27 protein-coding genes are annotated in these 25,951 nt (G+C 58.6%); all 27 read left to right on the top strand.

The window, feature by feature from the left end; translation table 11 throughout:
- Nucleotides 1–3: 3 nt before the first annotated feature.
- The 27 genes from purB (at nucleotide 4) to HMPREF7215_RS00390 (ending at nucleotide 25,542) form a co-directional block, all read left to right on the top strand.
- Nucleotides 4–1,296: an adenylosuccinate lyase gene (gene purB, locus HMPREF7215_RS00520; protein WP_009163586.1), complete on the top strand. Its 1,293-nt coding sequence runs from the start codon at nucleotides 4–6 to the stop codon at nucleotides 1,294–1,296.
- A gap of 33 nt (nucleotides 1,297–1,329) precedes the next feature.
- Nucleotides 1,330–2,337: a class II fructose-bisphosphatase gene (gene glpX, locus HMPREF7215_RS00515; RefSeq protein ID WP_040549946.1), complete on the top strand. Its 1,008-nt coding sequence runs from the start codon at nucleotides 1,330–1,332 to the stop codon at nucleotides 2,335–2,337.
- Between the two features lie 270 nt (nucleotides 2,338–2,607).
- On the top strand, nucleotides 2,608–3,426 hold the full coding sequence (locus HMPREF7215_RS00510) for a Nif3-like dinuclear metal center hexameric protein (RefSeq protein ID WP_009163584.1): 819 nt from the start codon (nucleotides 2,608–2,610) through the stop codon (nucleotides 3,424–3,426).
- Nucleotides 3,413–4,156 (top strand): segregation and condensation protein A, encoded by a 744-nt coding sequence (locus tag HMPREF7215_RS00505; protein WP_009163583.1) that lies wholly within the window; start codon nucleotides 3,413–3,415, stop codon nucleotides 4,154–4,156. The genes HMPREF7215_RS00510 and HMPREF7215_RS00505 overlap by 14 nt, the downstream gene beginning before the upstream one ends.
- Complete coding sequence (scpB, locus tag HMPREF7215_RS00500) at nucleotides 4,128–4,763, top strand: SMC-Scp complex subunit ScpB (RefSeq protein WP_050768836.1); 636 nt, start codon at nucleotides 4,128–4,130, stop codon at nucleotides 4,761–4,763. Before HMPREF7215_RS00505 ends, scpB begins: the two co-directional genes overlap by 29 nt.
- Complete coding sequence (locus HMPREF7215_RS00495; protein WP_009163581.1) at nucleotides 4,750–5,466, top strand: pseudouridine synthase; 717 nt, start codon at nucleotides 4,750–4,752, stop codon at nucleotides 5,464–5,466. Before scpB ends, HMPREF7215_RS00495 begins: the two co-directional genes overlap by 14 nt.
- A 25-nt stretch (nucleotides 5,467–5,491) precedes the next feature.
- On the top strand, nucleotides 5,492–6,157 hold the full coding sequence (gene cmk / locus HMPREF7215_RS00490; RefSeq protein WP_009163580.1) for a (d)CMP kinase: 666 nt from the start codon (nucleotides 5,492–5,494) through the stop codon (nucleotides 6,155–6,157).
- A complete protein-coding gene (locus HMPREF7215_RS00485) occupies nucleotides 6,150–6,788 on the top strand; it encodes a lysophospholipid acyltransferase family protein (RefSeq protein WP_009163579.1) in 639 nt (212 codons plus the stop codon). Before cmk ends, HMPREF7215_RS00485 begins: the two co-directional genes overlap by 8 nt.
- Before the next feature lie 50 nt (nucleotides 6,789–6,838).
- Nucleotides 6,839–7,915 (top strand): GTPase HflX, encoded by a 1,077-nt coding sequence (gene hflX, locus HMPREF7215_RS00480; protein ID WP_009163578.1) that lies wholly within the window; start codon nucleotides 6,839–6,841, stop codon nucleotides 7,913–7,915.
- A gap of 16 nt (nucleotides 7,916–7,931) precedes the next feature.
- Nucleotides 7,932–8,813 (top strand): YicC/YloC family endoribonuclease, encoded by an 882-nt coding sequence (locus HMPREF7215_RS00475; RefSeq protein WP_009163577.1) that lies wholly within the window; start codon nucleotides 7,932–7,934, stop codon nucleotides 8,811–8,813.
- A 3-nt stretch (nucleotides 8,814–8,816) separates the two neighbouring features.
- Nucleotides 8,817–9,080 carry a DUF370 domain-containing protein gene (locus tag HMPREF7215_RS00470; RefSeq protein WP_009163576.1) on the top strand — a complete coding sequence of 88 codons (264 nt, stop codon included), beginning with the start codon at nucleotides 8,817–8,819 and terminating at the stop codon, nucleotides 9,078–9,080.
- The gene (gene gmk, locus HMPREF7215_RS00465) at nucleotides 9,067–9,642 is read left to right on the top strand and encodes a guanylate kinase (protein WP_009163575.1); all 576 of its coding nucleotides are present in this window, start codon (nucleotides 9,067–9,069) and stop codon (nucleotides 9,640–9,642) included. The genes HMPREF7215_RS00470 and gmk overlap by 14 nt, the downstream gene beginning before the upstream one ends.
- An 11-nt stretch (nucleotides 9,643–9,653) precedes the next feature.
- Nucleotides 9,654–9,986, top strand: a complete 333-nt coding sequence (locus HMPREF7215_RS12205) for a DNA-directed RNA polymerase subunit omega (protein ID WP_009163574.1) — start codon at nucleotides 9,654–9,656, stop codon at nucleotides 9,984–9,986.
- A gap of 21 nt (nucleotides 9,987–10,007) precedes the next feature.
- Nucleotides 10,008–11,795 (top strand): primosomal protein N' family DNA-binding protein, encoded by a 1,788-nt coding sequence (locus HMPREF7215_RS00455; protein WP_009163573.1) that lies wholly within the window; start codon nucleotides 10,008–10,010, stop codon nucleotides 11,793–11,795.
- 32 nt (nucleotides 11,796–11,827) lie between these two features.
- Nucleotides 11,828–13,159 carry a ribosome biogenesis GTPase Der gene (der, locus tag HMPREF7215_RS00450; RefSeq protein WP_009163572.1) on the top strand — a complete coding sequence of 444 codons (1,332 nt, stop codon included), beginning with the start codon at nucleotides 11,828–11,830 and terminating at the stop codon, nucleotides 13,157–13,159.
- 71 nt (nucleotides 13,160–13,230) lie between these two features.
- On the top strand, nucleotides 13,231–13,533 hold the full coding sequence (locus tag HMPREF7215_RS00445; RefSeq protein WP_269621641.1) for an HU family DNA-binding protein: 303 nt from the start codon (nucleotides 13,231–13,233) through the stop codon (nucleotides 13,531–13,533).
- Between the two features lie 272 nt (nucleotides 13,534–13,805).
- Nucleotides 13,806–15,020 carry a DUF3798 domain-containing protein gene (locus HMPREF7215_RS00440; protein ID WP_009163570.1) on the top strand — a complete coding sequence of 405 codons (1,215 nt, stop codon included), beginning with the start codon at nucleotides 13,806–13,808 and terminating at the stop codon, nucleotides 15,018–15,020.
- Between the two features lie 434 nt (nucleotides 15,021–15,454).
- Nucleotides 15,455–16,666 (top strand): DUF3798 domain-containing protein, encoded by a 1,212-nt coding sequence (locus HMPREF7215_RS00435; RefSeq protein ID WP_009163569.1) that lies wholly within the window; start codon nucleotides 15,455–15,457, stop codon nucleotides 16,664–16,666.
- Nucleotides 16,667–16,903: 237 nt separating this feature from the next.
- A complete protein-coding gene (locus tag HMPREF7215_RS00430) occupies nucleotides 16,904–18,502 on the top strand; it encodes a sugar ABC transporter ATP-binding protein (protein ID WP_009163567.1) in 1,599 nt (532 codons plus the stop codon).
- Nucleotides 18,499–19,542 carry an ABC transporter permease subunit gene (locus HMPREF7215_RS00425; protein WP_009163566.1) on the top strand — a complete coding sequence of 348 codons (1,044 nt, stop codon included), beginning with the start codon at nucleotides 18,499–18,501 and terminating at the stop codon, nucleotides 19,540–19,542. Before HMPREF7215_RS00430 ends, HMPREF7215_RS00425 begins: the two co-directional genes overlap by 4 nt.
- On the top strand, nucleotides 19,542–20,654 hold the full coding sequence (locus HMPREF7215_RS00420) for an ABC transporter permease (RefSeq protein ID WP_009163565.1): 1,113 nt from the start codon (nucleotides 19,542–19,544) through the stop codon (nucleotides 20,652–20,654). Before HMPREF7215_RS00425 ends, HMPREF7215_RS00420 begins: the two co-directional genes overlap by 1 nt.
- On the top strand, nucleotides 20,651–21,037 hold the full coding sequence (locus HMPREF7215_RS00415; RefSeq protein ID WP_009163564.1) for a DUF6672 family protein: 387 nt from the start codon (nucleotides 20,651–20,653) through the stop codon (nucleotides 21,035–21,037). The genes HMPREF7215_RS00420 and HMPREF7215_RS00415 overlap by 4 nt, the downstream gene beginning before the upstream one ends.
- Before the next feature lie 165 nt (nucleotides 21,038–21,202).
- On the top strand, nucleotides 21,203–21,823 hold the full coding sequence (gene rpsD, locus HMPREF7215_RS00410; protein WP_009163563.1) for a 30S ribosomal protein S4: 621 nt from the start codon (nucleotides 21,203–21,205) through the stop codon (nucleotides 21,821–21,823).
- 165 nt (nucleotides 21,824–21,988) lie between these two features.
- Nucleotides 21,989–22,738, top strand: coding sequence for a 2,3-diphosphoglycerate-dependent phosphoglycerate mutase (gene gpmA / locus HMPREF7215_RS00405; RefSeq protein ID WP_009163561.1), 750 nt, complete (start codon nucleotides 21,989–21,991; stop codon nucleotides 22,736–22,738).
- A gap of 103 nt (nucleotides 22,739–22,841) precedes the next feature.
- Entirely contained in the window at nucleotides 22,842–23,720 is an 879-nt protein-coding gene (locus HMPREF7215_RS00400) for a lysophospholipid acyltransferase family protein (protein ID WP_009163560.1), read from the top strand.
- Nucleotide 23,721: 1 nt separating this feature from the next.
- Nucleotides 23,722–24,159, top strand: a complete 438-nt coding sequence (locus HMPREF7215_RS00395; protein WP_009163559.1) for a RuvC family protein — start codon at nucleotides 23,722–23,724, stop codon at nucleotides 24,157–24,159.
- 18 nt (nucleotides 24,160–24,177) lie between these two features.
- The gene (locus HMPREF7215_RS00390; protein WP_009163558.1) at nucleotides 24,178–25,542 is read left to right on the top strand and encodes a chloride channel protein; all 1,365 of its coding nucleotides are present in this window, start codon (nucleotides 24,178–24,180) and stop codon (nucleotides 25,540–25,542) included.
- The last annotated feature ends 409 nt before the right edge of the window (nucleotides 25,543–25,951 follow it).

Here is a 25,951-nt window from a genome sequence, read left to right as displayed (position 1 = left end):
AGCATGATCCCACGGTATGAGACGAAAGAAATGAAAGAAATCTGGTCTCTCGAGAACCAGTACCGAAGCTGGGAAGTCGTCGAACTGGCCGTTTGCCACGCGTGGGCGAAAGACGGCGTCATTCCCCCCGAAGCGATGAAAAAAATCGACGAGCGCAGCGGCTTCGACGCCGACGAGATCCTGAAGATCGAGGCCGAAGTCCAGCACGACATGATCGCTTTCGATACGGACATGGCCAACCATGTGGGGCCGGAAGGTCGTTACATCCATCTCGGGCTGACCAGCAGCGATGTGGAAGACACGGCGAGCGCCCTTCGCCTGCGGCAGTCGCTGGACGTCGTGATCCGCGAGCTCGACGTGTTTATGAAGGATGTGCTCGAACAGGCGAAAAAGTATAAACACACGCCTTCCGTTGGGCGCAGCCACGGCGTTCACGCCGAGCCGATCACTTTCGGCTTGAAAATACTGAACTGGTATTCGGAACTGCTGCGCGATCATAAGCGTTTGGAAAATGCCAGGGAGGAAATCTCCTGCGGAAAAATTTCCGGCGCCGTCGGAACGTACGCTCATTGCCCGCCTCACATCGAAGCTTCCGTCTGCGCCGAGCTGGGGCTGAAGCCGGATCTCGTTTCGACGCAGATCATCCAGAGAGACCGCCACGCCGTCGTCATGTTCGCCCTGGCCAGCCTTGGCGGCGCGATGGAACGGATCGCCACCGAAATCCGCCACCTGCAGCGCACCGAAGTGCGCGAAGCGCTCGAACCGTTCGGCAAGAAACAGAAAGGTTCGTCGGCGATGCCTCACAAGCGCAACCCCATCCAGTGCGAGAAAATCTGCGGCATGGCGCGCATGCTGCGCTCCTTTACGGTCGTGGCGCAGGAAAACGTCGCCCTTTGGCACGAACGCGACATCAGCCATTCCAGCACCGAACGGCTCATTTGGCCCGACGCCTTTCATCTGGCCCATTACATGCTGAAAACTCTTGGGCGCGTCGTCCGCGGTCTCGACGTGTCGCCGCGGCGCCTGCAGGAGGACCTCGAACTGACCGGCGGGCTCGTGTACAGTCAAAGAGTCCTTCTTCAGCTGGTGGAGAAATACAACATGCGCCGCGAAGACGCATATCTGGCCGTACAGCGCAACGCCATGAAAACGTGGAACGGCGAAGGTCATTTCCTTGATCTATTGGCTGGCGACGAACTGATCAAGGGGAAAATTGACCGAACGGAACTGGCGCAGCTTTTTACGAACGAGTATTACTTCCGTTTTGTCGATGAAATTTTCGCCCGCTTTGAATAGTTCTGACGATATCATCTTAGGGAGGGGTCTGTGATGAAAAGTCTGTTTGGCGACGCTCGTCTGCCCGATCGAAATTTGGCGCTTGAATTCTGTCGCGGCACGGAGGCTGCGGCGATGTCGGCGGGTCGCCTGATGGGGCGTGGGGATAAAAACGCGGCCGACGGCGCGGCCGTCAACGCGATGCGTTACATGCTCAACACGGTGGATATGGACGGCATCGTGGTGATCGGAGAGGGCGAGAAAGACGAAGCGCCGATGTTGTTCAACGGCGAACACCTCGGCACCGGCAAGAACGCCGCGGTGGACATCGCGGTGGATCCCATCGACGGAACGCGTTTGACGGCCCTCGGCATCAGCGGCGCGATCAGCGTCGTTGCCGGCGCGCCGCGCGGTACGATGTTCAATCCCAAGACCGTTTTTTACATGAACAAACTGGTCGTCGGCCCTGAAGCGAAAGACGTCATCGATATCGAAGCCCCGGTGGCGGAAAACATCCGCCGCGTCGCGGAAGCCCGTAAAAAAGCGATGGGCGACATCACCGTGGTCGTGCTGGACCGCCCCCGTCATGAGAAACTCATTGCGGAGATCCGTGCCGCCGGCGCCCGCATCAAGCTCATCACCGACGGCGATATCGCCGGCGCGCTCCTGACCTGCAAGCTGGAGCGCGGCGCCGACATGCTCATGGGCATCGGCGGCACCCCCGAAGCCGTCATCACTGCCTGCGCCATCAAGGCCATGGGCGGCAACATGCAGGGCAAACTTTGGGCGCGCAACGACGAAGAGCGTCAGAAGGCGCTCGATGCCGGAATGGACTTCAATAAGGTGCTGACCATCGACGACCTGGTTTGCAGCGACGACGTGTTTTTTGCCGCCACTGGCATTACGGACGGCGACTTTTTGAAAGGCGTCCGTTATGAGGGCGAACGAATCTATACAAGTTCTCTTGTGATGCGCGCCAAAAGCGGAACGGTCCGTTACATCGATGCGGTGCACAGTCTCTATAAGCTTGACAAAATTGCCGGCATCGATTACAGAGCATGATCGTTCTTCTTGTAAATGTCGGATACGGATAAGGTCTTCCTCATCATGGGGAAGACCTTATCCGTATCCGGCGGGCCTTTGCGCGCTCTCAAAAGGGCGAAGATCCCGTGCCCTTTTTAACGAAAACGAGATGAAAAATTTATTCCTCGGGCGTCGTGGTATAATCATGAAAATTGTTCTTAATAAAAGGCTGAAATTGATTCTGTGTGTTATTTGGCGGCGGAGTTTGCTCCGGCGCCTTGTAGTTTTGCCATGAAGAGAGTGGTGCGAATGAGCGCGTTGAAAGTACGAGAGCTGATCCCGCTGATCGATGAGCTGGCTCCTTTTGAACTTGCGGAAAGCTGGGATCGTTGCGGCCTGCGGCTTGGCAGATACGACGCGCTTGTCGGCGGGATCGCCGTGGCGCTGGATCCCTCCGCGGAGGCCGTCAGACAGGCGGCGCGACGCGGCTGCGGGCTTTTGATCACTCATCATCCGCCGATGTTCGCCCCGCAGGAAGATATGATCTGCGACCGCTGCGACCCGAAGATCGTCGAGGCGGCGTTTAAAAACGACGTCTGCCTCGTCGCCTGCCATACGAATTTCGACAGCGCCCGCGGCGGCGTGAACGAGAAACTGGCGCAGCTGGCCGGACTTCGGGATGCAAGGCCGCTCGAACCTCCGGCGACGGAGCGCGGCTTTGGCATGGGGGCGGTCGGCACCGTCCGTTCCGCCTCGGCTGAAGAGCTCGCCCGCGATATCGCTCGAAAATGGAATCTGTCCGGCTATCGCCTCTATGACGGCGGCTCGACGGTGGATCGCGTCGCTTTGTGCGGCGGATCGGGCGGCGATCTTTGGAAGAAGCTGGAGCGGACCGGTTCCGTGCTTTACGCGACGGCCGACCTCCGTTACCATGAATGCCTGGAAGCCGTCGACGCCGGTCTGAGCGTGATGCTCTGCGACCATGGCGAGATGGAAAATCTGCCGCTGTCGTATTTTTCGGAGGCACTGGCGCAGAAGACGGGCTTGCCGGTCCATTTCCTCGATCTGGTCGCTTCCAAACGCTGCCGGGAACGCTGGTGCGACGCCGAACGCCATGTTTCAGATTGAAATAGAAGGGTTCTCCGGGCCGCTCGATCTGCTCTGCCATATGATCGATCAGGGGCGGATCGAGGCTGCGCAGATCAGCGTTGCGGAGGTTATTTCCATATACGGCGCCTATCTGGCCCAAACCGGCGGTTTGCCGATCGCTTCGGTGGCCGAATTCATAGCGCAGGCGGCGCGTTTGGTGCGGCAGAAGGCTTCGTCTTTGTTGCCCCGGTACGAAATCCATAAGGACGACGGTGAAATAGCCGTACTGGACGATACCGAAAATGTCGAAAGCCTGCTGGAACGTTACCGTCCTTACCGCGAAGCGGTCTCGCGGCTGATCGGGCTGAAGGAAAAGGCCGACCGGCGCCGTTTCCGCAAAGGGGAAGCGCTCGATCCGTTTTTCGATCTCGGCGATCTTTATTCGCTCTCTCTGCAGTGGCTCGAACTGCTGGACCGGCGGCGAAGCGCACGTCTCGAACTGCTCGACGAAGACGACTGGGACGACGGCGGAGTGCCGGCGCAGATCCCCGACGAAGTGCAGGTGGAAAATCGTATGGAGCGCGTGCTCGAGCGTTTAACCGCCTTTTCGGAAGGTCTGTCCCTGCGTTCCCTGTTGAAGGAAGAGCCGGGACGCGGCGCGCTGGTGGTAACGCTGCTGGCGCTGCTGGAACTGTCGCGGAGGAATTTTGTGACGCTGGTACAGAAGGAGCTGTTTGGCGATGTCTTTATCACGGCAAGAAGAGCCTGAAAATCTTCTGGTACGGCAGATCGAGGCGATCCTCTTCGTCGCGGCCGACGGCGCTTCTGTGGCGGAGATTTCGCTGGCGACGGGCCGGCCGGCGGCCACGGTGCGCAAGGTGCTGAGCCAGCTGAGCGAAAACTACGTTCTTTCGCGCGGACTGGAAATCGTCGAACTCGGCGGAAAATGGTTCACGACGACCGCCAGCGATCTGAGCGAGACCATGGACAAATTCCATGCCGCCGACGAGAGCGAACGCGTCAGATTGACGCGGGCGTCTCTCGAAACGCTGGCGGTGATCGCCTACAGTCAGCCGGTGACCCGGTCCGAGATCGAGGCGATCCGCGGCGTGCGCTGCGACCGCGTCATCGACACGCTGCTTGGCTACGGGCTGGCGCGCATTGCCGGACGGCGCAAAAGCACCGGTTCCCCGCTGCTGTACCGCACGACGACGAAATTCCTGGAGATCTTCGGGCTGGGGGCCATCTCCGATTTGCCGACGATCGATGAACTCGAAGAGCTCAGGCGGCATCGTCCGGAAGCGGAAAATCCTTCCGCGGCGCCGGAAACGATTCCGGAGACGGAAAGCGAGGCTGCCGAAGATGAGGCTGAATAAATATCTGGCCCTCTGCGGAGTCGGTTCGAGACGCAAGGTCGAAGAGTTCATCTTCGCCGGTCGCGTCGTTTGCGGAGGCTATCAGGTCACCGAGCCGGGCTACGACGTTCCTGACGGCGAGATCGTCACGGTCGACGACGTGGAGGTCCGTCCGGAGAGAAAAATCTACATGGTCCTCCATAAGCCGCGCGGATATATCTGTGCCGTGAGCGACCGCAATTATCCCGTGATCCTCGATCTATTGCCGCGCGAGTACGACTATTACCGCCTGTTCCCGGTAGGGCGCCTGGACCTGCAGAGCGAAGGGCTTTTGATGCTGACGAACGACGGAGATTTTTCGCAGGAGATGATCCACCCCCGCGCGGGAATCACGAAAGAATACGAAGTCCTGCTCGACCGCATGCCGAACGAGCGGGAAATGCGGCAGCTCCGGGACGGGACGGTTTTCGAGGGGAAAAGGCTTCATCCCGTCGGCGTCGATTTTTTACAGCGGGAGCCGGAAGGGCGGTGGCTGCGCTTCGTCCTGAACGAAGGCGTCAAGCGCGAGATCCGTCTTATCGCCGAAGGCGCCGGGCTGAAAGTCCAGGTGCTGTTCCGCCGCCGGATCGGCCGTATGGAACTGCGACATTTGAAAAGCGGCTGTGCCCGTGAGTACAGCGCAGATCAGCTGCGCCGCATGATCCGGCACGGCGGCGCCGTATAGAGCGGATGTTAAGGAGGAAGTGACAGTGAACTGGACGGGAGTTATCGCCATCGACGGCCCTGCGGGCGCCGGCAAAAGCACGGTAGCCAAGCTCGTAGCCTCGAAGCTGGGCATCAGTTATCTCGATACGGGGGCGCTTTATCGGGCGCTGGCTTATTACCTCGACAGCCTTTCGATCCCCGCGCAGGAGAGCCCGGAACTTAGAAAGGCCCTTTTCGACGTAACGGTGGAGGTCCGCGGTTCCTCCGTTTTTCTCGACGGCACGGACGTGTCTTCGCTGATCCGCACGCCTGCGGTCGACAGGATCGCCTCGCTTTATTCCGCGCTGCCTTCGGTGCGCGAAAAACTGCTGATGCTCCAGCGCGATCAGGCTCTCAAAGGCGGTCTGGTGGCCGACGGGCGCGATATGGGCACGATCGTTTTCCCATATGCGCCGGTCAAGGTGTTTTTGACGGCTCAGGCCGAGGTGCGCGCGCGGCGCCGTTATGACGAACTGGCGGCCCGCGGCGTGAAGACCGATTATCAGAAGCTGCTCGATGAGATCCTCCAGCGAGACGAAGCCGACGCCAACCGGAGCATCGCGCCTCTGAAGCAGGCTCCCGGCGCCGTTCTGCTTGACTCGTCCGCGATGAACGCCGAACAGGTCGCAGATGCGATCGCCGATATCGCACGGGCGGTGTGCCATGTTTAGGGCGCTCCTGTACTGGCTCGCCAAACACCTGTGTCTCGCCGTTTTGAAAATTCACAACGGCTTGAAGGTGACCGGGCGGGAGCTTGTCCCCGGCGAACGCCCCGTGATCGTCGCCGCGAATCACGTCAGCAACCTCGATCCCGTCGTGGTAGGGTGCGTGTTCCCGGGGCGGCTCCGCCCCCTTGGCAAGGAAGAACTTTTTCAGATCAACCCGTTTTTCACCTGGCTCATGAATAATCTCGGCGTGATCTCCGTCAGCCGGACGACGGAGAAAGCCGCCGCGCTGGCGTTGAAAAAATTCCTTTCGCTGCTGAAAAACGGCGAAAGCCTGATGATTTTCCCCGAAGGCGCACGATCGCCCGACGGCCGCCTCAAGCCGCTTGAAGGAGGCGTCGCCGTACTGGCGACCAGCGTGGACGCGCCGGTGGTCCCGCTGTATATCGAAGGAACTTATGAGGCCATGCCCGTAGGTTCCTCCAAAATCAAGCGCCATCCAATCACAGCGCATTTTGGCAAGCCGATTATGCCTCTCCCCAAAGAACGGCGAGGCTCGTTGAAAGAGGAGCGTGAACGGATACGAGTCACCCTTCAGAGCGAACTGGAACGTATGGAAAAGGAGAGCATTGGCTGACGTCGCTGCCTCCGGATTTCAAAAATCATGCGGCGGCGCACCGCCGCGCGGTGATTACCGGTCTGGAACTGCCGCTGCGCGATGATCTGGAACTGCTCCTGGAAGAACTGCGTCTGCTGCTGGCGAATCTCGACGTAGAGGTCGTTGCCGTGGCGACGCAGAAAAAAGACCGCCCCGATCCCGCGTTTCTGCTGGGCGCCGGCAAGGCGGACGAGCTGAAAATCCTGGCGCAGGCTTCGGAAGCCGATCTGGTCGTCTGCAACGACCTGCTGACGCCGATCCAATTGAGCAACATGCGGCGGAAAACCGACTGCGAGGTCTGGGACCGGGCTCTTGTGATCATGAAGATCTTCGAACGGCGCGCCGCGACGGCGGAGGCAAAACTTCAGGTTGAGCTGGCGCGGTGCCGTTACGAGATGCCCCACATTCGCGGATTGGGGAAGCAGATGTCGAACGCCGGAGCCGGAATCGGCACGCGCGGTCCCGGCGAAACGGAATTCGAACGGCATCGCCGCAAGCTGCAGGCCCGCATCGTCGAAGCTTCCCGCAAACTGGAAGAGATGAAAAAGCGCCGCCAGGGACAGCGAAAGCAGCGCCGCCGCAGCGGCGTCCCCACGGTGGCTCTGGTAGGCTACACGAACAGCGGCAAGACCACGCTGCTGAAGCGTCTCAGCGGCGACAAAAAACTTTATGCCGCCGATCAGCTCTTCGCGACGCTGGACACGACGGTCCGTTCGGTTCGTCTGCCGTCGGGGAGGAACATCCTCATGGCCGATACCGTGGGATTCATCCGCGAACTTCCGCCGGAACTGATCGCGGCCTTTCGGACGACCCTCGAAGAAGCCTGTCAGGCGGATATGCTCCTCGTGGTGCTCGACGCCAACGATCCCGATCTGACGGCGACGTACGACGTGATCCAGCAGACTCTTGACGAGATCGGCGCGGCGACGCTCCCAAGGGCCATAGTGCTGAACAAGATCGATCGTTCGGGGCTCTTCCGGGTCGAACGGATCAGGGCGCAGCTGAGGCGCGACGGATTGCCGGTATGCGCCTTGAGCGCGCTGACAGGCGAAGGCGTCGAAAGTCTGTGGGAAGTCTTCGACTGGCTTGCCGTGCGCCGCAGCTGAGGAAAGGAGAAAAGCAATGCTTTACAGCATGACAGGTTTTCATCGCGCCAAGAAAGACTCTCCATGGGGAACCCTGACCGTGGAACTTTCCAGCGTCAATTCCCGCTATCTGGAGATCGCTGTGCGCACCGACCGGGAACTCTCGAGTTTTGAGCCGCTGATCCAAAACGACCTGCGCGGCCGTCTGGCGCGTGGCAAAGTCGTGGCGCGCGCCGAGATGAGATGGGCGTCGGCGCTGATGCGCGAACGCCTGAACGGCGACGTCCTGCGGGACTATTATCGGGAGATTCAGGAACTGCAGGGCGAACTCGGCGGCCCGGTGCCTGCGGTGACGAGTCTGCTCTGTCTGCCCGGCGTCACCGAGACCTCTTCCCTGATGGACAGAACTTCCGGCGAAGTCCAGACGGCGTTGTTCGAACTGTTGAACCAGTGTGCGGACGGCCTGATAAAAATGCGCGCGGTCGAAGGCGAAGCGCTTGAGCGCGATATCATGCAGAATCTCGAAGAGTACGACCGCCTTCTGGGGAAAATCGACGCGCGATGGCAGAGCATCTCGCCGCAGTTTTTCGACGACTATCGCGCCAAAATCACGAAAACGATCGCGCAGCTCGGTTATGAGGCCGATCCCGCGCGCCTTGCCCAGGAACTCGTGATTCTGTCGGATAAGTGGGACATCTCCGAGGAACTGACCCGTTCGTCCAGCCATACGTCCCAGTTCCGCACGCTTTTGAAAACCGGCGGTCCGGTGGGGCGCAAGCTGGATTTTCTGGTGCAGGAGATGAACCGGGAAATCAATACGATGGGTTCTAAATCGGCCAGCACCGAGCTTCGCTGGCTTGTGGTGGACGGCAAAACGCTGCTCGAACGTATCCGCGAGCAGATCCAGAACGTGGAGTAGGCCATGGCGCGAACGCTTGTGCATGTCGGCTTCGGCAATATGATCGTGGCCGAACGGATCGTGGCGATCATTCAGCCCGCGTCTTCTCCCGTCAAGAGGCTCAAGGAAGAGGCGCGCGCGGCCGGCCGCCTGATCGACGCCACGAAAGGACGCAAGACCCGGGCGATCATCGTGACGGACAGCAATCACGTCCTGCTTTCGGCCATTCAGCCGGAAACCATCGTCAACCGCATTTCGGAAGGGGACAGCGCCGATGACGAAGAATAGAAAGGGAACGCTGTTTGTCCTTTCCGGCCCCAGCGGCGCGGGGAAAGGTACGATCCGCGCCAGGGTTTTCGAGGCGCTCGACGGGTTGAGCTATTCCGTTTCCTGCACCACCCGCGCTCCGCGCGAGGGCGAACGGGATGGCGTAGATTATCGTTTCATCACGCCGGAGGACTTTGCGGCGCGTATCGCGGCGGGAGATTTCCTTGAATGGGCCGATGTGCATCGTCACCGCTACGGGACTCTGAAAAGCGATGTGGAAAAGGTTTTGAACGAAGGCAAGGACATGTTTCTGGAGATCGATGTGCAGGGGGCGCTTCAAGTCAAGAAAAAGATGCCCGAAGCCGTGACTCTTTTCGTTGTGCCGCCGTCCATCGAAGTCCTTGAAGAGCGTCTCAGAGGTCGGCGTTCCGAAGGCGAAGCCGAACTGCGGCTTCGCCTTCGGAACGCCGTCGAAGAAATGAAACAGCGGGACCTCTATGATTTTGTGGTGGTCAATGATTCCCTGGACGAAGCGGTGAAGCGCGTGTGCCGTTTCGTGGAGCAGCGCCGTCAGGCTCTTTGAGGAGAGGTAGAATGAATTTTCATAATCTGGATAAGATAATGGACAACGTGAACGTGCACAACAAGTACCTTCTCACGGCGATCATCGCGCAGAGGGCGCGTCAGATCAGCGAAGTGAAAGGAGTCAACGGGATACTCGAGAAGCACCCCGGCGAAAAAGCCATCTCTTTGGCGTTGTGCGACATGGAAGATGGAAACGTCAGCGTGCAGCTGCAGACCGAAACGATTCCCGACGCCATCGAGAACGAGCTGGAATCGGAAGCGGCGTTCGAAGAGGAACAGAAGAAGCTGGAACGCGCCGCGGAGAAAAAAAGTTCCGGATCTGCGGACAGCCGTCGGAAATAAAAGCGTTCTCGGGCTCGGAGCATGTTTCAACTGCAGGTTCTGATTCCCGGGCCGTGGTGGCATGAGCTGACGTATCAGACGGAGGGGGACGTGCCTGCCGGCGCGCGCGTGCTTGTTCCGATGGGGCGGGGCGTCCGCGTCGGGCTCGCGGCGGGAAGGGCGGACAACGCGGCGGCGCTCCGGCTGAAAACCGTTCTGCGGGTTCTCGACGCGCAGCCTGTGCTGAACCGTCCGTATCTGCAGGCCGTAAACGAAATTGCCCGGGCCTTTCTGTGTTCTCAGGCGGAAATCTTAAGGCTGCTGCTACCGGCATCTTTCTGGCGGGGCGACCCTTTCGCGCCGTACGGAGAAAGCGAAAAAATCCCGTTTTCGTCCGAATTTTGTTATCGCTACGACGATGAAGAACGCTGGCGGCTCTATCGCGAAAAGATCTACGTCTGTCGTCGCGGCGCGCTGGCGCTCTTTCCGGAACGAGAGCAGGCGCAAAGATTTTACAAAAGTTTGGTCGGCGCGATCCCAAAGGAGCGCCTGATCCTGTGGCCGGCGTCGGGCGCTCAGGCGGCGACGAAGAACTGGCGCCTGGCCCTGTCCCGCGACGACGCTGTGATCGTCGGCGGCCCGGGGGCGGCGGCTGCGCCGTTTGCCGCGCCGGGACTGTTCATCATCGACGAAGAGGCGAACCCATCCTGGCGCAGTCAAAAACATCCGCCGTTCTCGCTGAGGAGTTTTGCCGCGGCCCGCGCTCGCGTTTCCGGCGGTTGTCTTGTCGTGGGAGGGCGGATCCCGTCGTCGCGGGTGTTCAAAAACTTTCACCCGGCCGAGCGGAAAACGGCGGCGCGGTCTGTCGTGCGCATTCTTGACCTTCACGGCGCTTCGCTTCTTCCGTTCAGGGGCATGCAGTTCCCGCTGCCCCTTTCCGATGTGCTTGTGACGGAAACGCTGCGGCATGCGGCTGACAAGCGCATCGTTTTTTGGCTTTTGGACCGGCGCGGCGTGAGCGGCGAACTGCAGTGCGCCGATTGCGGCCAGGCGGTGCGGTGCCCGCGCTGCGGCGCCGCCATGGCTTTTGAACGGAACGAGATGCGCTGCCCTCTTTGCGGCGCCAGAGCGAGCGTGCCCGAAGTCTGCCCGCAGTGCGGCGGGCGGATGTTTCAGGGGACCGCGCCCGGTCTGGAAGCGCTTCAGCCGCTGGCGCAGAATCTTTTGGGCGCCAGCCCCGTGCGCCTCTGGCACGCAGGGAATCCTGCGAACCTGACCGACGGGCGTCGCCGGCTTGCCGAACTGAAGCAAGAAGGCGGGCTCCTGCTCGGCTCGCGGCGGGCCTTGAGCCTGCTTGACGGGCTACATCCCGCTTTGATCGGCTGGCTGGACGCGGACGCCGAGGCTCGCCAGCCCGATTACGCGTCGCGTTTTTCCGCGTTTTCCATGTTCGAGGAATCCCTCTGGCGGGGGCAGGGGGCGCGCACGGTCCTGTTTCAAACGCGCCGCCCCGGGCAGTTGGTTCTCAAATCTCTTCAGGCCGGCTGGAGCTATTTCTGGCGGGAGGAATTGGCGGAAAGAAGCGCTTTCTCTTTTCCCCCCTATTCGCACATGGCCAAAATTGAGCTGCCGAAAGATTGGAAGGAGAAGGACGATTTTGTCTTCGGACTCGACGAAGCCGGTTTTACGACCATGCAGTCCGATGCGGCCGGCGCGGCGCTGACCGTTTTTACCGCGCGCATGGCGCCGTTGCGGCGCTGTCTTGAAAAATATTTCACCATCCGGAGTTCCCGCCGGGGTTTTCCCAGCGTCGAAGTTTGCTCGGACTGACGGAAGTTCCGCTTACATGAAGGAGTTATGCAATGGCAATAGTATCGATCGTCGGACGTCCCAACGTAGGGAAGTCGTCGCTGTTCAACAGAATCATCGGCGAACGCCGGGCTATCGTCGACGATATGCCGGGCGTTACGCGCGACCGTTTGTACGGCTGCGTGCAATGGAAGGATAAAAGTTTTTACGTGGTCGATACCGGCGGTCTGCTGCTGAAAGACAAAGACCCGATCATGGAGGGCATGAAGGATCAGATATTCCAGGCCATCGAAGAGAGCGACGTCGTGATTTTCATGGTCGACGGCAGCCGGGGAGTCACCTGGATGGACGAGGATGTGGCGCAGGTGCTCCGTTCTCATTCTTCGATGGTCATCCTCGCGGTCAATAAAATAGACGACTTCAGTCATGAGGACGACGTCGCCGAAGCCTACTCGCTCGGTTTCGAGAAAGTCGTCGGTGTCAGCGCGCTTCATGATCGCGGGATTGACGAGCTTCTGGACCAGGTAGTGCAGATGTTGGGCGATAAAGAAGACGAGCAGGGCCCGGAGGAAGGCGTGATCAGCGTGGCGCTCGTCGGCCGCCCCAACGTGGGGAAGTCGAGCATCCTCAACGCGCTGACGGGCAGCCAGCGGTCGCTGGTCAGCGACATCCCGGGAACGACCCGCGATTCGATCGACGCCGTGCTCGAGTATAAGGGCGAACGCTTCCGCATTGTCGATACGGCCGGTCTGCGCCGCAAAAGCCGGGTCAAAGACGACATCGAATTTTATTCGACGGTGCGGACCATGGACGCAGTCGATCAGTGCGACGTGGCCATATTCGTAATGGACGTGCGGGAACTGGCGACGGAGCAGGACCAGCGTCTGGTGGGGGAGATCCTCGCCCGCGGCAAGGGCGTCGTCCTCGTGGTCAACAAATGGGACTTGCTGCCCAACACGCCGGAGACCGGCGACGAGGTGAACGGGAAACTCCGCGAGGAGTTCCGCTTCGCGAGCCACGCGCCGGTGCTTTTCACTTCGGCCGTTTCCGGCCGCCGTCTGCATCGGCTGCTCGATCTGGTCAGCCAGGTGCACCGGCGCCGCCAATCCAGATTCAGCACGACGGTATTGAACCGTATTATCCGCGACATGCTGGCTTTCGACCGTCTGCCGACGGACGGCACGGGACGCCGGCTGCGGATCTATTACTGCACGCAGAGCGCCGCGGTGCCGCCGACGTTTATCTTCTTCGTCAACGACCCTGCGATCGTGACGAAGAGCTTTGAAAACCACCTGTCGCGGAAAATTCGCGAAGCGGGAGATTTTGACGGCGTTCCGCTGCGTCTTTTTTGGCGTTCCAGCCATGGAAATAACGAAAAGGCTTGACCGTTCAGTGACATTGCGTTTAGAATAAGGGCGCCTCGTTATGAGGCACCCTTTTCGTGCAGGCTTTTCGTATTGATAATTTAAGGAGGCAGAGAAAAATGACAAAGAACGATCTGATCAATGAAGTTGCTGCAAATGCTGGTATGAGCAAGAAGGCGGCGGGCGAAGCGATTTCCGCTACTTTTGCTGCGATCGAGAAGGCCCTGGCCAAGGGAGACAGGGTTCAGCTGGTCGGTTTCGGCACATTCGAAGTCCGCAAACGTGCCGCCCGCGTAGGACGCAATCCTCAGGATCCCAAGAAGACGATCCAGATTCCCGCCAAAAAGGTTCCTGTTTTCCGCGCCGGCAAGGGGCTCAAAGAGCAGGTCAACTAGTTCTTCGTGGTTTCGGAAACAGCGTGCATGGATTTTGCATGAGTTTTTCAAAGAAGGGCGCTCAGTGAAAACTGAGCGCCCTTCTGCGTTTATGCCCGTTCAGACGGTGCGGTGTCCGCGAGGACGGCGCTTCTGGATAGTAAATTAATGTTTGTTCATGTTTTGTTTGCAATAAAAGTGTCGTTGACGATGCCGAAATATTTGTGTAAGGTCTAAACGGCAAGTGAAATTGATTTTTTTTTGCTAAAATTTATGTATCGGAGGAGATAACAATGAAAAAGTTCGTTACGTCTCTGCTGGCTGCGGCGTTGTTTGCGGGGGCCGTGTCCGCCATGGCGGCGGAGCCGGCGAAGTTTCACATCGGCGTCTGCACGGGCACGGTTTCTCAGACCGAGGACGATCTTCGCGGCGCGGAAGAGCTGATCAAACGTTACGGCGACGTCGCCGACGGCGGCATGATCAAGCACATCACCTACCCCGACAACTTCATGACCGAGCAGGAAACGACGATTTCCCAGATCGCTTCGTTCGCCGACGATCCGCTGATGAAGGCCGTCATCGTCAACCAGGCTATCCCCGGCACGACCGAGGCGTTTCGCCGTATTCGCGAGACGCGCCCCGACATCCTGCTGTTTGCCGGGCAGAACCACGAGGATCCCGGCGTCATCTCTCCCACGTCCGACCTTGTCACTCACGCCGGAGATCTCGCCCGCGGCTATCTGATCATCCTCGCCGCCCACAAGCTGGGCTGCACCGATTTCGTCCATATCTCCTTCCCGCGCCACATGAGCTATGAGCTTCTCTCCCGTCGCGCCAAGATCATGGAGGCCGCCTGCAACGATCTGGGCATGAAATACCATTTCGAAACGGCTCCCGATCCCACCAGCGACGTCGGCGTGGCCGGCGCGCAGCAGTTCATCCTCGAGAAAGTTCCGCATTGGATCGAGAAGTACGGCCCGATGGCGGCTTTTTTCTGCACCAACGACGCGCACACCGAACCCCTGCTGAAGAGAATCGCCGAGGGGAAAGGCGGCTATTTCATCGAAGCGGACATGCCTTCGCCGCTGATGGGCTACCCCGGCGCGCTGGGCGTCGAACTTTCCGACGTGGCGGGCGATTTCCCCGCGATCCTCAAGCGAGTCGAGGACGCCGTGATCAAGGCGGGCGGTTCCGGACGCATGGGCACCTGGGCTTACTCTTACGGATTCACCAACACCTTGGCGCTGGGCGAGTACGCCAAGAGTTGCATCGAAAAGGACGTCACGCCGAAAAACTTCCGCCGCAACTTCAAGATGGACGCTCTTCTGAAAACTTTCGACGCGGAAACTCCCGGCGCAAGCTGGAACGGGACGATCTACAAGGACGCGAGCACGGGCCTCGAGCTGAAGAACAACATCCTCGTCTATCAGGATACCTACATCTTTGGCAAGGGCTACCTCAACATGACCGGCGAGGTCATTCCCGAAAAATATCTCGACATGAAATAAATATTTGCCGATGTTTGAGGGGCGGAGAAGCGTGCTTCTTCGCCCTTTTTTTTGCAAAAAATAGGGCCTTGAACGGGCGTCCGGCGTTCTTGCCGCGTATGGGACACGGCGGAATCTTTCTTTTGTTTTCATTGCATTAAATTTGAAATGACTGTTATCTTTAATAGAGCTGTGTATTTATTATCTTAATATATTTGACAAAAAGTCTTGGATAAGTCGACGTAAGCTTTTATCTCTGGGAGAGATGCGATGCGCATATCTGACCGTGTTACACAGTCATAAATTTTTAGCAGTAAATTCAACGTTTAGTTTTCGTTTTTTTACAACTGACTCGTGATTGACGGTATTTCCTTCCTCGTGTAAACTTTTCCTATGCAAGTAAGAAAAGGCGAATTTCTTCTTGCTAAAATTTATATATGTGGAGGGGATAAGTAATGAAAAAGTTTGTTGTTGGTCTGCTGACCGCGGCGTTGTTTGCGGGGGCCGTGTCCGCCATGGCGGCGGAGCCGGCGAAGTTTCACATCGGCGTCTGCACGGGCACGGTTTCTCAGTCCGAGGACGATCTTCGCGGCGCGGAAGAGCTGATCAAACGTTACGGCGACGTCGCCAACGGCGGCATGATCAAGCACATCACCTACCCCGACAACTTCATGACCGAGCAGGAAACGACGATCTCCCAGATCGCTTCGTTCGCCGACGATCCGCTGATGAAGGCCGTCATCGTCAACCAGGCTATCCCCGGCACGACCGAGGCGTTCCGCCGTATTCGCGAAGCCCGGCCCGACATCCTGCTGTTTGCCGGCGAGAACCACGAGGATCCCGGCGTCATCGCCCCTTCCGGGGATCTTATCATTCACTCCGACAGCATCGCCCGCGGCTATCTGATCATCCTCGCCGCCCACAAGCTGGGCTGCACCGACTTCGTCCATATCTCCTTCCCCCGTCACATGAGCTATGAGCTTATGTCTCGTCGCGCCAAGATCATGGAAGCCACCTGCAACGATCTGGGGATGAAGTATCACTTCGAGAGCGCTCCCGATCCCACCAGCGACGTCGGCGTGGCCGGCGCGCAGCAGTTCATCCTCGAGCACGTTCCGCAGTGGCTTGACAAGTATGGCCCCAACACCGCTTTCTTCTGCACCAACGACGCCGAAACCGAGCCTCTGCTGAAGAGGATCGCCGAGAGCAAGGGCTTCTTCATCGAAGCCGATCTTCCTTCGCCGCTGATGGGCTATCCCGGCGCTCTGGGCGTCGAGCTTTCCGACGTGGCGGGCGATTTCCCCGCGATCTTGAAGAGAGTGGAAGACGCCGTTGTCGCCAAGGGTGGCGCCGGACGCATGGGCACGTGGGCGTATTCCTACGGCTTCACGACCACTTTCGCGCTGGGCGAGTACGCCAAGAGCTGCATCGAGAAGGACGTTTCCCCGAAGAATTTCCGTCGTCATTTCAAGCGCGAGGACCTTCTCGCCGCTTATAACGGCGCTACGCCGGGCGCAAAGTGGAACGGCACCGTTTACATGGACGCCAACACGGGCCTCGAGCTGAAGAACAACATCCTCGTCTATCAGGATACCTACATCTTTGGCAAGGGCTACCTCAACATGACCGACGAAGTCGTTCCTGAAAAATATCTGCAGCTGAAATAGCGAAACAGGTTTTATGCGGCAAAAACGGAGCGGGGGAGTAATTTCGACCTCCCCCCGCTCCATTTTTTAAGCGTTCGCGGCGAGATGCGGCCTGAAATTCCGAAAACATACGGCAGCGCTCGCTGTTTTGAAAGTGGAACATACTCTGGCGTTGATGAAAATGGCGTCAGAAGAATGCAATAGATCAAATTCTGACCGCTGAAGCGGCGTTTTATCCAGTAAAGGAGGTACTCGTCCATGGGAGGAGAACCTTTGCTTCGTGTGGAACAAATAGGCAAAGCCTATTTCGGGAATCGAGTTCTTAAGAATATTTCATTCAGCCTGGGCAAGGGACGGATCCTTGGTCTGGTGGGGGAGAACGGCGCGGGGAAGTCGACGCTGATGAACATTCTGTTCGGCATGAATGTGATCGCCGAGACGGGAGGCTACGAGGGCAAATTCTACATCAGCGGCAAGGAAGCCGATTTCCACAGCCCGAACGATGCGCTGGAAGCCGGCATCGGCATGGTCCATCAGGAATTTTCGCTGATTCCCGGCTTTTCGGTCACGGAGAATATCGTTCTCAATCGCGAGTCGCTCGTTTACAACCCTCTGGTCGAAGCTTTCGGCGAACGTCTGAAGACGCTGGATCGCGCCGACATGAAGCTTCGCGCCGAAGAGGCGATCAAAAAGCTGAATTTCTCGCTCGACGGCGAGACGCTTATTTCCGAGCTTCCCGTCGGGCATAAAGAGTTCACGGAAATTGCCCGCGAGATCGACAAGAGCAAAACGCAGCTTCTGGTTCTCGACGAGCCGACGGCCGTTCTCACCGAGAGCGAAGCGGAGATTCTGCTCGATTCGATGCGTCGGCTGGCCAAAAACGGCATCGCCATCATCTTCATCTCGCACCGCCTGCGCGAGGTCATGGAAGTCTGCGACGACATCGTCGTTCTGCGCGACGGAGAAGTGGTGCTGACGACGGAGCCGTCGAAAACGACCGTGCGCGAGATCGCCAGCAGCATGGTGGGACGCAACATCGAAAAGGCGGCCCAGGGCGACGCGGAAGAGCGCAAGTTTGGGCGGGAGATCCTGAAGGTTCGCAATCTGTGGGTCGATATGCCCGGCGAAACGGTGCGCGACGTCAATCTCGACATCAAGGAAGGCGAGATCTTCGGCATCGGCGGTCTGGCCGGACAGGGCAAGCTTGGCATCTCGAACGGCATTATGGGGCTTTATGCGTCCGGAGGGGCGGTGGAATTCGACAGCAAGGCCGTACAGTTGAACGACCCGACCTCGCCCTTGTCGATGGGAATTTCCTCGGTTTCCGAGGATCGCCGCGGCGTCGGGTTGCTGCTCGACGAATCGATCGCTTGGAATATCATCTTTACGTCATTGCAGAATCAGAAACGTTTTCTCAAACCGTCGTGCGGCGGTTTGGTCAAGGTCCGCGACGACAACGCCATTTTGGAATGCGCCAGAAAGTACATTCAGGAGCTGGAGATCAAGTGCGTCAGCCCGAAACAGCGTGTGCGCGAGCTCTCCGGCGGAAATCAGCAGAAGATCTGCCTGGCCAAAGCTTTCGAGACGCATCCCCGACTGCTTTTCGTTTCGGAACCGACGCGCGGCATCGACGTCGGCGCGAAAAAAGTCGTGCTCGATACGTTGAAGAAGTACAACCGCGAACTCGGCATGACCATCGTGATGATCTCTTCCGAACTGGAAGAGCTGCGTTCGATCTGTGACCGCATCGCGATTATCGACAAGGGAACGGTCGTCGGCATCAAGCCCGCTTCCGCTTCTTCGGAGGAGTTTGGCTATCTGATGCTCGGTACCAGCGAGGAGGCTGCGAATCAATGAAAGACATCAAGAATTTTATTGAGGACGTTGGCTGGCCGCGAATCCTCATCGCTTTGTTCCTGATCTCGTTATTTGTGCTCGCTCCATTCGTCGGCGTCCGTCTTGACGCGTCGATCAACGACACGCTGGTGCGTTTCGGCATGAACGGCGTCATGGTGCTGGCCATGGTGCCGATGGTCCAGTCGGGCTGCGGCCTCAATTTCGGTCTGCCTCTCGGCATCATCGCCGGGCTGCTTGGCGCCGTGACGAGCGTCGAACTCGAAGTCACCGGACTGCCGGGCATCCTCACCGCCATGCTGATCGCCACGCCTATCGCCATCGTGCTGGGATGGTGCTACGGACTTCTGCTCAACAAGGTCAAAGGCAGCGAGATGATGATCGCCACCTACGTCGGTTTTTCGTCCGTCGCTTTGATGTGCATCATGTGGCTGGTATTGCCTTACAAGAGCCCGAACATGGTCTGGGGCTACGCCGGCAAGGGGCTGCGCACGACCATTTCCATCGAAGCTTTCTGGCAGAACGCCATCAGCAGCATCGGCGCGTTTCGCATCAACGAGTTCCTGGCGTTCCCCACGGGAATGTTCCTTTTCTTCCTGCTGCTGTGCTGCTTGATGTCCCTTTTCATGCGGACCCGCACCGGAACGGCCATGACCATCGTCGGTTCCAATCCCGATTACGCCCGCGCCAGCGGCGTGAATATCGACAAGATGCGCACGCTGTCGGTCATCCTTTCCACGTGGCTGGGCGCGATCGGCATCATCATGTACGAACAGTGCTTCGGTTTCGTTCAGCTCTACATGGGGCCTTTCTACATGGCGTTTCCGGCCGTGGCCGCGATCCTGATCGGCGGCGCGTCCGTGAAAAAAGCCAATATCGTCAACGTGATCGTGGGAACGATCCTGTTCCAGGGGATCCTGACGATGACGCCGTCGGTCATCAACAGCATGATCCAGACCGATATGTCTGAAGTCATTCGTATTATTGTGTCGAATGGCATGATTCTGTATGCTCTGACTCGTGTGACGAAGGTGAGATCCTGATGAACAATACGAATAAAATCAAAATGTTCCTTATCAGGAACGCGGTGCCCATTGTCTTTCTCGTCGTGAGCGCCATTGCGATTCCCATTTCCCGGTTCTCGCTCGATTATCTGGTTCAGGAGATGCTGATCCGCCTGTCGCGCAACTCGTTCCTCGTCCTCTCGCTGCTCGTCCCCATTATGGCGGGGATGGGACTGAACTTTGGCATGGTCCTGGGGGCCATGGCCGGGCAGCTCGGATTGATCTTCGTCAGCGACTGGAACGTCGTTGGCCTGAACGGCATGGTGCTCGCCGCGATTATCGCCACGCCGCTGGCGATCTTTTTCGGGTGGATCTGCGGCGTTGTCCTGAACAAAGCCCGCGGCCGCGAAATGGTCACGTCGTATATTCTGGGATTTTTCATGAACGGCGTGTACCAGCTGGCGGTTTTGTACGGTTTTGGCAGCATCGTGCCGATCACGAACACGAAACTGGTGTTGTCGAGAGGGTACGGGATCAGAAACACGATCAACCTCGACAGCATTCGCCGTTGCCTCGACGACTTGGTTCCGCTTGAGATCTTCGGAATCCAGATCCCCGTCGCGACGTTTATCGTCATTGGGCTCTTCTGCCTGTTTATCGTCTGGTTCCGCAAAACCAAGCTGGGACAGGACATGCGCGCGACCGGACAGGATATGGCCGTGGCCGATTCGGCGGGCATCCCCGTGCTTCGCACCCGCGTTATTTCCATCGTGATTTCGACGGTGCTGGCCTGCTACGGACAGATTATCTTCCTGCAAAACGTCGGCACGATGAACACCTACAACAGCCACGAACAGGCCGGCGTGTTCGCCATCGCCTCGCTGCTGGTCGGCGGCGCGAGCGTCAGCCGCGCTTCCATCTTGAACGTTTTCGTCGGCGTAATCCTGTTCCATCTGATGTTCGTCGTCTCGCCGATGGCCGGCAAATACCTGACCGGCGACGCGCAGATTGGCGAGTTTTTCCGCGTCTTTGTATCTTACGGCATCATTTCGCTGGCGCTGGTGCTTCACGCCTGGAGACGGCACGCCGATCGCGAAATCGCCCGCGCGCAGTTCCGCGGCCAGAGTGCGGACGGAGGCACGAAAAAATGAAGATGAAAAGAATCATTGTGAATCTCGCGATAATTTTTGTTTTTGCGGCGCTTGGGTGGTACTGCTACGACCATGGCAAGGCGTACGACTTCATCGTCGAGAATGTCGCCTGCCAGGATGACGGTCAGTCTGTCGAGGCTATGGAGGCCGTTCAGGTCTCCATCGATTCCGGAGAAGGAAAGATCCTTTATGCCGACGACCGCGATCAGGCCGTTGCGATCGGCAGCGGCACGCACAAAGCCAGGATCGATGTCCTCGATATGGACGACAAACCGATCGAAGGACAGAGCCGAATTTTCACTTTCAAACTTTCCCGGCTCGGCAAGAAACCTGTTCTGAACATCCCCTTGGCGTACAAGAACGGCGATCCGGCAGCGAAATAGAGGATCTGTCGAGGGATAAAGAGAACGAGGCGCGTTTTTCATAGATAAAATACTGAAGAAACTCGATTCTCTCCTTGACAGAAACTGATCTTTGAAGTAAGTTTTACAGGCTGCTGGAAAGAAATATCCGTCCAATTTCTTTTGTGCGAAGGAGTAACATAATCAATGTCCAAGAATGTCAACAGAAAGGTCACTCCCAAGGGAAAAATCGTTCGCCGTCTCGGCGCCAACGTATTTGGCAACCCCAAGTACGATAAGCTGCTTGCCAAGAAGGCCACGCCTCCCGGAGGAGCGCCTCGTCGCCGTGCGAAGCAGTCCATTTATGGACTTCAGCTTCAGGAGAAGCAGAAGATTCGTCTTGCCTATGGCGTGAGCGAGAAACAGCTTCGCGCTGTTTACGTCGCCGCCAAGAAGATGGATGGCGTTACCGGCAGCAACATGCTGATTTTGCTCGAGAGCCGCTTCGACAACGTGGTCTATCGTCTCGGCTACTGTGTCACCCGTCCTCAGGCCCGTCAGCTTGTTCGTCACGGTCATTTCCTCGTGAATGGCCGCAAGGTGGACATGCCCGGCGTGCGTCTCAATCCCGGCGATGTCGTCACCGTTCGCGAAAACAGCGCCGAGATGGTGGTTCTCAAGCAGAACCTCGAAGCGGCGGCGGCAGTTTCCAAGCCCGCGTGGCTGACTCTCGAAGGCGGCAAGGGAACGATCGTTCGTCTGCCCGAACGCGCGGATATCCCCAACATTGCCGACGAGCAGGTCGTCGTCGAGTTCTACTCCAAGTAAAAGCGCTTCGTTTTTTCAGCCCGCCCGAGAGGACGGGCTTTTTCTATTTTCCCTGCGGAAAACGAAGCGGCCCTTGTCGCGGAGAAAATCCTCGACGTCGGCTGTTTTTTCAGCTAAAATACATTTATCGTCACAGAATATTTTCACTCTCGGGAGGCTGCGATCATGACTTATAAGATAATTCTCCTGCGTCACGGCGAGAGTCAATGGAACCGGGAGAACCGTTTCACCGGGTGGACCGATGTGCCGCTGTCGGAGAAAGGGATCGAGGAAGCGCGTTCCGCCGGGCAGCTCATGAGGGAAGAAGGCTTTGTGTTCGACAAAGCCTACACATCCTGCCTCAAGCGTGCCATCAAGACGCTGTGGCTCGCCCTGGAAGAGCTCGACCAGATGTGGATCCCGGTCGTCAAAGATTGGCGTCTGAACGAACGCCATTACGGCGCTCTGCAGGGATACAACAAGGCAGAAATGGCCGAAAAAGCGGGCGAGGCGCAGGTCAAGATCTGGCGCCGCAGCTATGACGTGCCGCCGCCCCCTCTGACTCGCGACGATCCCCGCTATCCCGGCAACGACCCGCGGTACCTGAATCTGAGCCCGGCCGAACTGCCTCTGAGCGAATGTCTGAAGGACACCGTCGCCCGCGTTCTGCCCTATTGGAACGAGGTGATCTGCCCGGAGATCGCGGCCGGGCGGCGGCTGATCGTCGCGGCGCACGGCAACAGCCTCAGGGCGCTGATCAAATATCTGGACGGCGTCGGCGACGAGGAGATCGTCGGGCTTAACATTCCCACGGGGATCCCGCTGCTTTACGAACTGGACGAAAATCTGCGCCCCGTTTCGCATCGTTACCTCGGCGATCCCGAAGCCGCGAAGGTCGCGGCGGAAGCCGTCGCCAACCAGGCCCGAAGACAGTGAACTGGCGGCGCACAAGGACCGGAGGCAGTTTCCGGTCCTTTTTTACGGCGCGCGCCGCGTGAAGCGGCCTTTTCATCGCGGCCGCGCAAAGAGAGGGGAATTCATGCAGAATTTTTACTGGTACTTGATTTGCGCTCTCAGGGCGATTTTTTGCCGGCTGCCGCACAAAACGGCGGTCCGGTTGGGAGACGTGTTGGGAAGAGTCATGTGGCTGGTCTGCAAAAGCAGAGTCGACAAGGCGGAGGCGCGCTGCGTGCGCGCGCTGGGCATCGGCGTCACGCCGGCGCGTCGGATCGTCCTCGCTTCTTACCGCAATATCGGCCGGGCCGTGGCGGAAACCCTGCGCCTTCCCAAGATCGCGGCGACCGTCGAACGATACGTCGCTTTGCAGGGCGAAGAAAACCTTCGGCAGGCACTCGCCCGCGGGCGCGGAGTCATCCTCCTGCTGGGGCATCTCGACAACTGGGAGATCGCCAACATCTGCGCGTCGAAGAAATACCCGCTCAACGTCGTCGCGGCCAATCAGCGCGACCAGCGCATCACCGGCCTGCTCATGAAGCTTCGTTCGCTGGCCGGTTCGCGGAACGTGCAGAAAGGGCAGGGGCTGAAAGGGGCGATCCGCTGCCTGCGAAACGGCGAAGTCCTGTGCGTTCTTCACGATCAGGACGCCAAGGATCAGGGGATTGTCGTCCCCTTCCTGGGGCTGCCGGCCAGCACGCCGACCGGCGTGGCCAAATTGGCCGCGAAGTTCGGCGCGGCCGTGGTGCCGACGCATATCGTACGTGAGCCCGACGGCTTTACCCACCGGGTGATTTTCGAGCCGGCCCTCGCCGATCCCGCCGGAGTGGCGTTCGGCGAAAACGAAGAAAGCTGTCTGAAAATATGCAACGACCGCATCAGCTCCTGGATCCGCGAACATCCCGGACAGTGGCTGTTGTGGCTCTATCCTCGCTGGGCCAGCACGGTGCCGGGGGATCGCTGAAATGTATTTGGGCATTGATCCGGGGCGGCAGAAGTTCGGCTGGGCGCTGGCCGGCGGCGAGGGGAAACTCGTGGCGTCGGGGATCGTCCCGGCGGAAAAGCTTGAGGATTTTGCCCTGAAAGCCGCTCGCTCCTGTAAAGATTGCGAAGAATGGCGGCTCGAAGGGGAACTGCCCGAAGACGGCAAGATCGCCAAAGTCTTCTGCGGCGACGGCACCGGACACGCGCGCTTTGTGCAGGCGCTGGCGCGCCGGTTTGCAGTCGAACTCGTCGGGGAACTGAACACGACTTTGGAAGCGCGCCGTCTGTATTGGGACATGCATCCGCCGCGGGGGCTGAAACGGTTTGTGCCGCTCTCGCTGCTGGTGCCGCCGCGCTGCGTTGACGACCTGGCGGCGTTCTGCATCCTGCGCCGGGCGCTTGCCGCCGACGCCGACTGAATAAACGGAGGATTTAGATTGAATAAGGACAACAGAGGCATCCGCGTTTTTCTGGAAGAGTTCGTTTTGTGTTATGCCGTGATCAAATGGACGGCGTTGGCCGTGCTGTCGGGGCTTGTCGTCGGCGGCGCGGTCAGCCTGTTCATGAAGCTGCTCGAATTCTCCATCGGAGAGGCGGGAAAGCTGACCGGAATCTGGCATTACGCGATCCTGCCGCTGGGTCTGGCCGCCAGCACCCTGATGGTTCATTATCTGGCGCCCGACGCCAGCGGACACGGCACCGAAAAAGTCGTCGAGGCCGTTCACGAGCGGGCCGGGCAGATCGACGTCAAGGTCGTGCCGGTGAAAATGATCACCACCATCGTTACCGTCGCCGCCGGAGGATCGGCGGGCAAGGAAGGCCCGGCCACGCAGATCGCCGCCGGGCTGACTTCGACGCTGGCCAGACTGCTGAAGTTCAACGATCTGGATAAAAAGAAACTGGTCGTCTGCGGCGTTTCCGCCGGTTTTGCCGCCGTTTTCGGCACGCCGGTGGCGGGCGCGGTCTTCGCGCTCGAAGTCCTGTACATCGGCCAGATCTTTTACGACGTGCTTTTCGCCTCGTTCCTGAGCGGCGTCGTCGCCTGGCGCACGGCGCTGTCGCTGGGGCTGGAATATTCGTTCTTTCCCGTGGCGGAACATTTGCCGCTTTTTTCCCCGCAAAGCTTCCTCTGGACTCTGGCCGCAGGCGCCTTCTTCGGTCTCGTTTCGCTGTGCTTCATCGAAATCATGAACTTCTCCGAAAAATGGTTCCATGACCTGAAGGCGCCGCTCGTCGCCAAAGCGCTGCTCGGGGCCGCCCTGATCCTGATGTTGACTTATTTTGTCGGCGACTCCTATTTCGGACTCAGCGAGGCGGGCATGTTTTCCGTGCTTCATGGCGGCCGCGTCTCCCCGTGGGCGTGGCTCTGGAAAATCCTCATGACCGTGCTGACGTTGTCCTGCGGCGGCAGCGGCGGCGTCGTGACGCCGATCTTCTTTATCGGCGCCGCCGCCGGTTCGGCGTTTGCTCAGTTTTTCAGCCTCAATCCCATTACCTACGCTTCCTGGGGCTTGGTCGGCGTTCTTGCGGGCAGCGCCAACGCGCCGCTCGCATCGACGATCATGGCGGTCGAGCTGCTGGGCGGCCAAGCCGCTCCGTTTGCCGCGGTCGTCAGCGTCACATCGTTCATGATCGTCGGACATCGCAGCGTTTACCCCAGCCAGCTCCTGCAGCGTTCCAAATCCTCTCTGCTCGACGTTCCCGAAAAGGGACGGCGCATCGATCAGGACCTCACCGTCCCCGTGCCGGAGCGCTCGCCCGTGCTGGGGCATCTGTCTTTGCGCATGAAACGCAAAAAATAAGGCGGCGTACGGCGGCTGTTCTGTCGATGCTGTTTTTCAATTAATACTTTTTCTTGATTAAAAAACGAAAAAGCGCGGCGAGGGAGATTCACAAAACAGGCTGTGCAAATCGCGTCGCAGTTGGGATAGCCCTGAGCGACTGAACTTCCTCGCCGCGCCCAGCGCACTATGTTAATACTTTCCATCAAGAGCCAGTGTAAACGGCGAATTGGTGATATGGAATGAATCTGTACGTTTCTGCCTTTTGAAATGACAGAAAAATTTGTGACGTTGGAATTCCCATGGACAGGATTTTGTGAAAAAAAGCAGTCGGAGTGCTGAATTCTCTGGCCGATTTTATGATGTTGCATAGGAGGCTGTATGCTTCTGTGAATAAGATTTACAAGGTTATCTGGAGCGGGGGAAGGCG

Source organism: Pyramidobacter piscolens W5455 (assembly GCF_000177335.1).
In the GTDB taxonomy this organism is placed as follows: Bacteria; Synergistota; Synergistia; order Synergistales; family Dethiosulfovibrionaceae; genus Pyramidobacter; species Pyramidobacter piscolens.
This window is presented reverse-complemented; position numbering and strand designations above follow the sequence as displayed.

What these genes read in the sequence shown, in the direction of transcription:
- der (WP_009163572.1), top strand. Translation starts at nt 11,828, where the DNA reads ATGGCAATAGTATCGATCGTCGGACGTCCCAACGTAGGGAAGTCGTCG.
- gmk (WP_009163575.1), top strand. Translation starts at nt 9,067, where the DNA reads ATGACGAAGAATAGAAAGGGAACGCTGTTTGTCCTTTCCGGCCCCAGC.
- HMPREF7215_RS00435 (WP_009163569.1), top strand. Translation starts at nt 15,455, where the DNA reads ATGAAAAAGTTTGTTGTTGGTCTGCTGACCGCGGCGTTGTTTGCGGGG.
- HMPREF7215_RS00510 (WP_009163584.1), top strand. Translation starts at nt 2,608, where the DNA reads ATGAGCGCGTTGAAAGTACGAGAGCTGATCCCGCTGATCGATGAGCTG.
- HMPREF7215_RS00470 (WP_009163576.1), top strand. Translation starts at nt 8,817, where the DNA reads ATGGCGCGAACGCTTGTGCATGTCGGCTTCGGCAATATGATCGTGGCC.
- HMPREF7215_RS00485 (WP_009163579.1), top strand. Translation starts at nt 6,150, where the DNA reads ATGTTTAGGGCGCTCCTGTACTGGCTCGCCAAACACCTGTGTCTCGCC.
- HMPREF7215_RS00415 (WP_009163564.1), top strand. Translation starts at nt 20,651, where the DNA reads ATGAAGATGAAAAGAATCATTGTGAATCTCGCGATAATTTTTGTTTTT.
- glpX (WP_040549946.1), top strand. Translation starts at nt 1,330, where the DNA reads ATGAAAAGTCTGTTTGGCGACGCTCGTCTGCCCGATCGAAATTTGGCG.
- HMPREF7215_RS00395 (WP_009163559.1), top strand. Translation starts at nt 23,722, where the DNA reads ATGTATTTGGGCATTGATCCGGGGCGGCAGAAGTTCGGCTGGGCGCTG.
- HMPREF7215_RS00505 (WP_009163583.1), top strand. Translation starts at nt 3,413, where the DNA reads ATGTTTCAGATTGAAATAGAAGGGTTCTCCGGGCCGCTCGATCTGCTC.
- HMPREF7215_RS00495 (WP_009163581.1), top strand. Translation starts at nt 4,750, where the DNA reads ATGAGGCTGAATAAATATCTGGCCCTCTGCGGAGTCGGTTCGAGACGC.
- gpmA (WP_009163561.1), top strand. Translation starts at nt 21,989, where the DNA reads ATGACTTATAAGATAATTCTCCTGCGTCACGGCGAGAGTCAATGGAAC.
- purB (WP_009163586.1), top strand. Translation starts at nt 4, where the DNA reads ATGATCCCACGGTATGAGACGAAAGAAATGAAAGAAATCTGGTCTCTC.
- rpsD (WP_009163563.1), top strand. Translation starts at nt 21,203, where the DNA reads ATGTCCAAGAATGTCAACAGAAAGGTCACTCCCAAGGGAAAAATCGTT.
- HMPREF7215_RS00420 (WP_009163565.1), top strand. Translation starts at nt 19,542, where the DNA reads ATGAACAATACGAATAAAATCAAAATGTTCCTTATCAGGAACGCGGTG.
- scpB (WP_050768836.1), top strand. Translation starts at nt 4,128, where the DNA reads ATGTCTTTATCACGGCAAGAAGAGCCTGAAAATCTTCTGGTACGGCAG.
- HMPREF7215_RS00425 (WP_009163566.1), top strand. Translation starts at nt 18,499, where the DNA reads ATGAAAGACATCAAGAATTTTATTGAGGACGTTGGCTGGCCGCGAATC.
- HMPREF7215_RS00440 (WP_009163570.1), top strand. Translation starts at nt 13,806, where the DNA reads ATGAAAAAGTTCGTTACGTCTCTGCTGGCTGCGGCGTTGTTTGCGGGG.
- HMPREF7215_RS12205 (WP_009163574.1), top strand. Translation starts at nt 9,654, where the DNA reads ATGAATTTTCATAATCTGGATAAGATAATGGACAACGTGAACGTGCAC.
- HMPREF7215_RS00430 (WP_009163567.1), top strand. Translation starts at nt 16,904, where the DNA reads ATGGGAGGAGAACCTTTGCTTCGTGTGGAACAAATAGGCAAAGCCTAT.
- HMPREF7215_RS00400 (WP_009163560.1), top strand. Translation starts at nt 22,842, where the DNA reads ATGCAGAATTTTTACTGGTACTTGATTTGCGCTCTCAGGGCGATTTTT.
- HMPREF7215_RS00475 (WP_009163577.1), top strand. Translation starts at nt 7,932, where the DNA reads ATGCTTTACAGCATGACAGGTTTTCATCGCGCCAAGAAAGACTCTCCA.
- HMPREF7215_RS00455 (WP_009163573.1), top strand. Translation starts at nt 10,008, where the DNA reads ATGTTTCAACTGCAGGTTCTGATTCCCGGGCCGTGGTGGCATGAGCTG.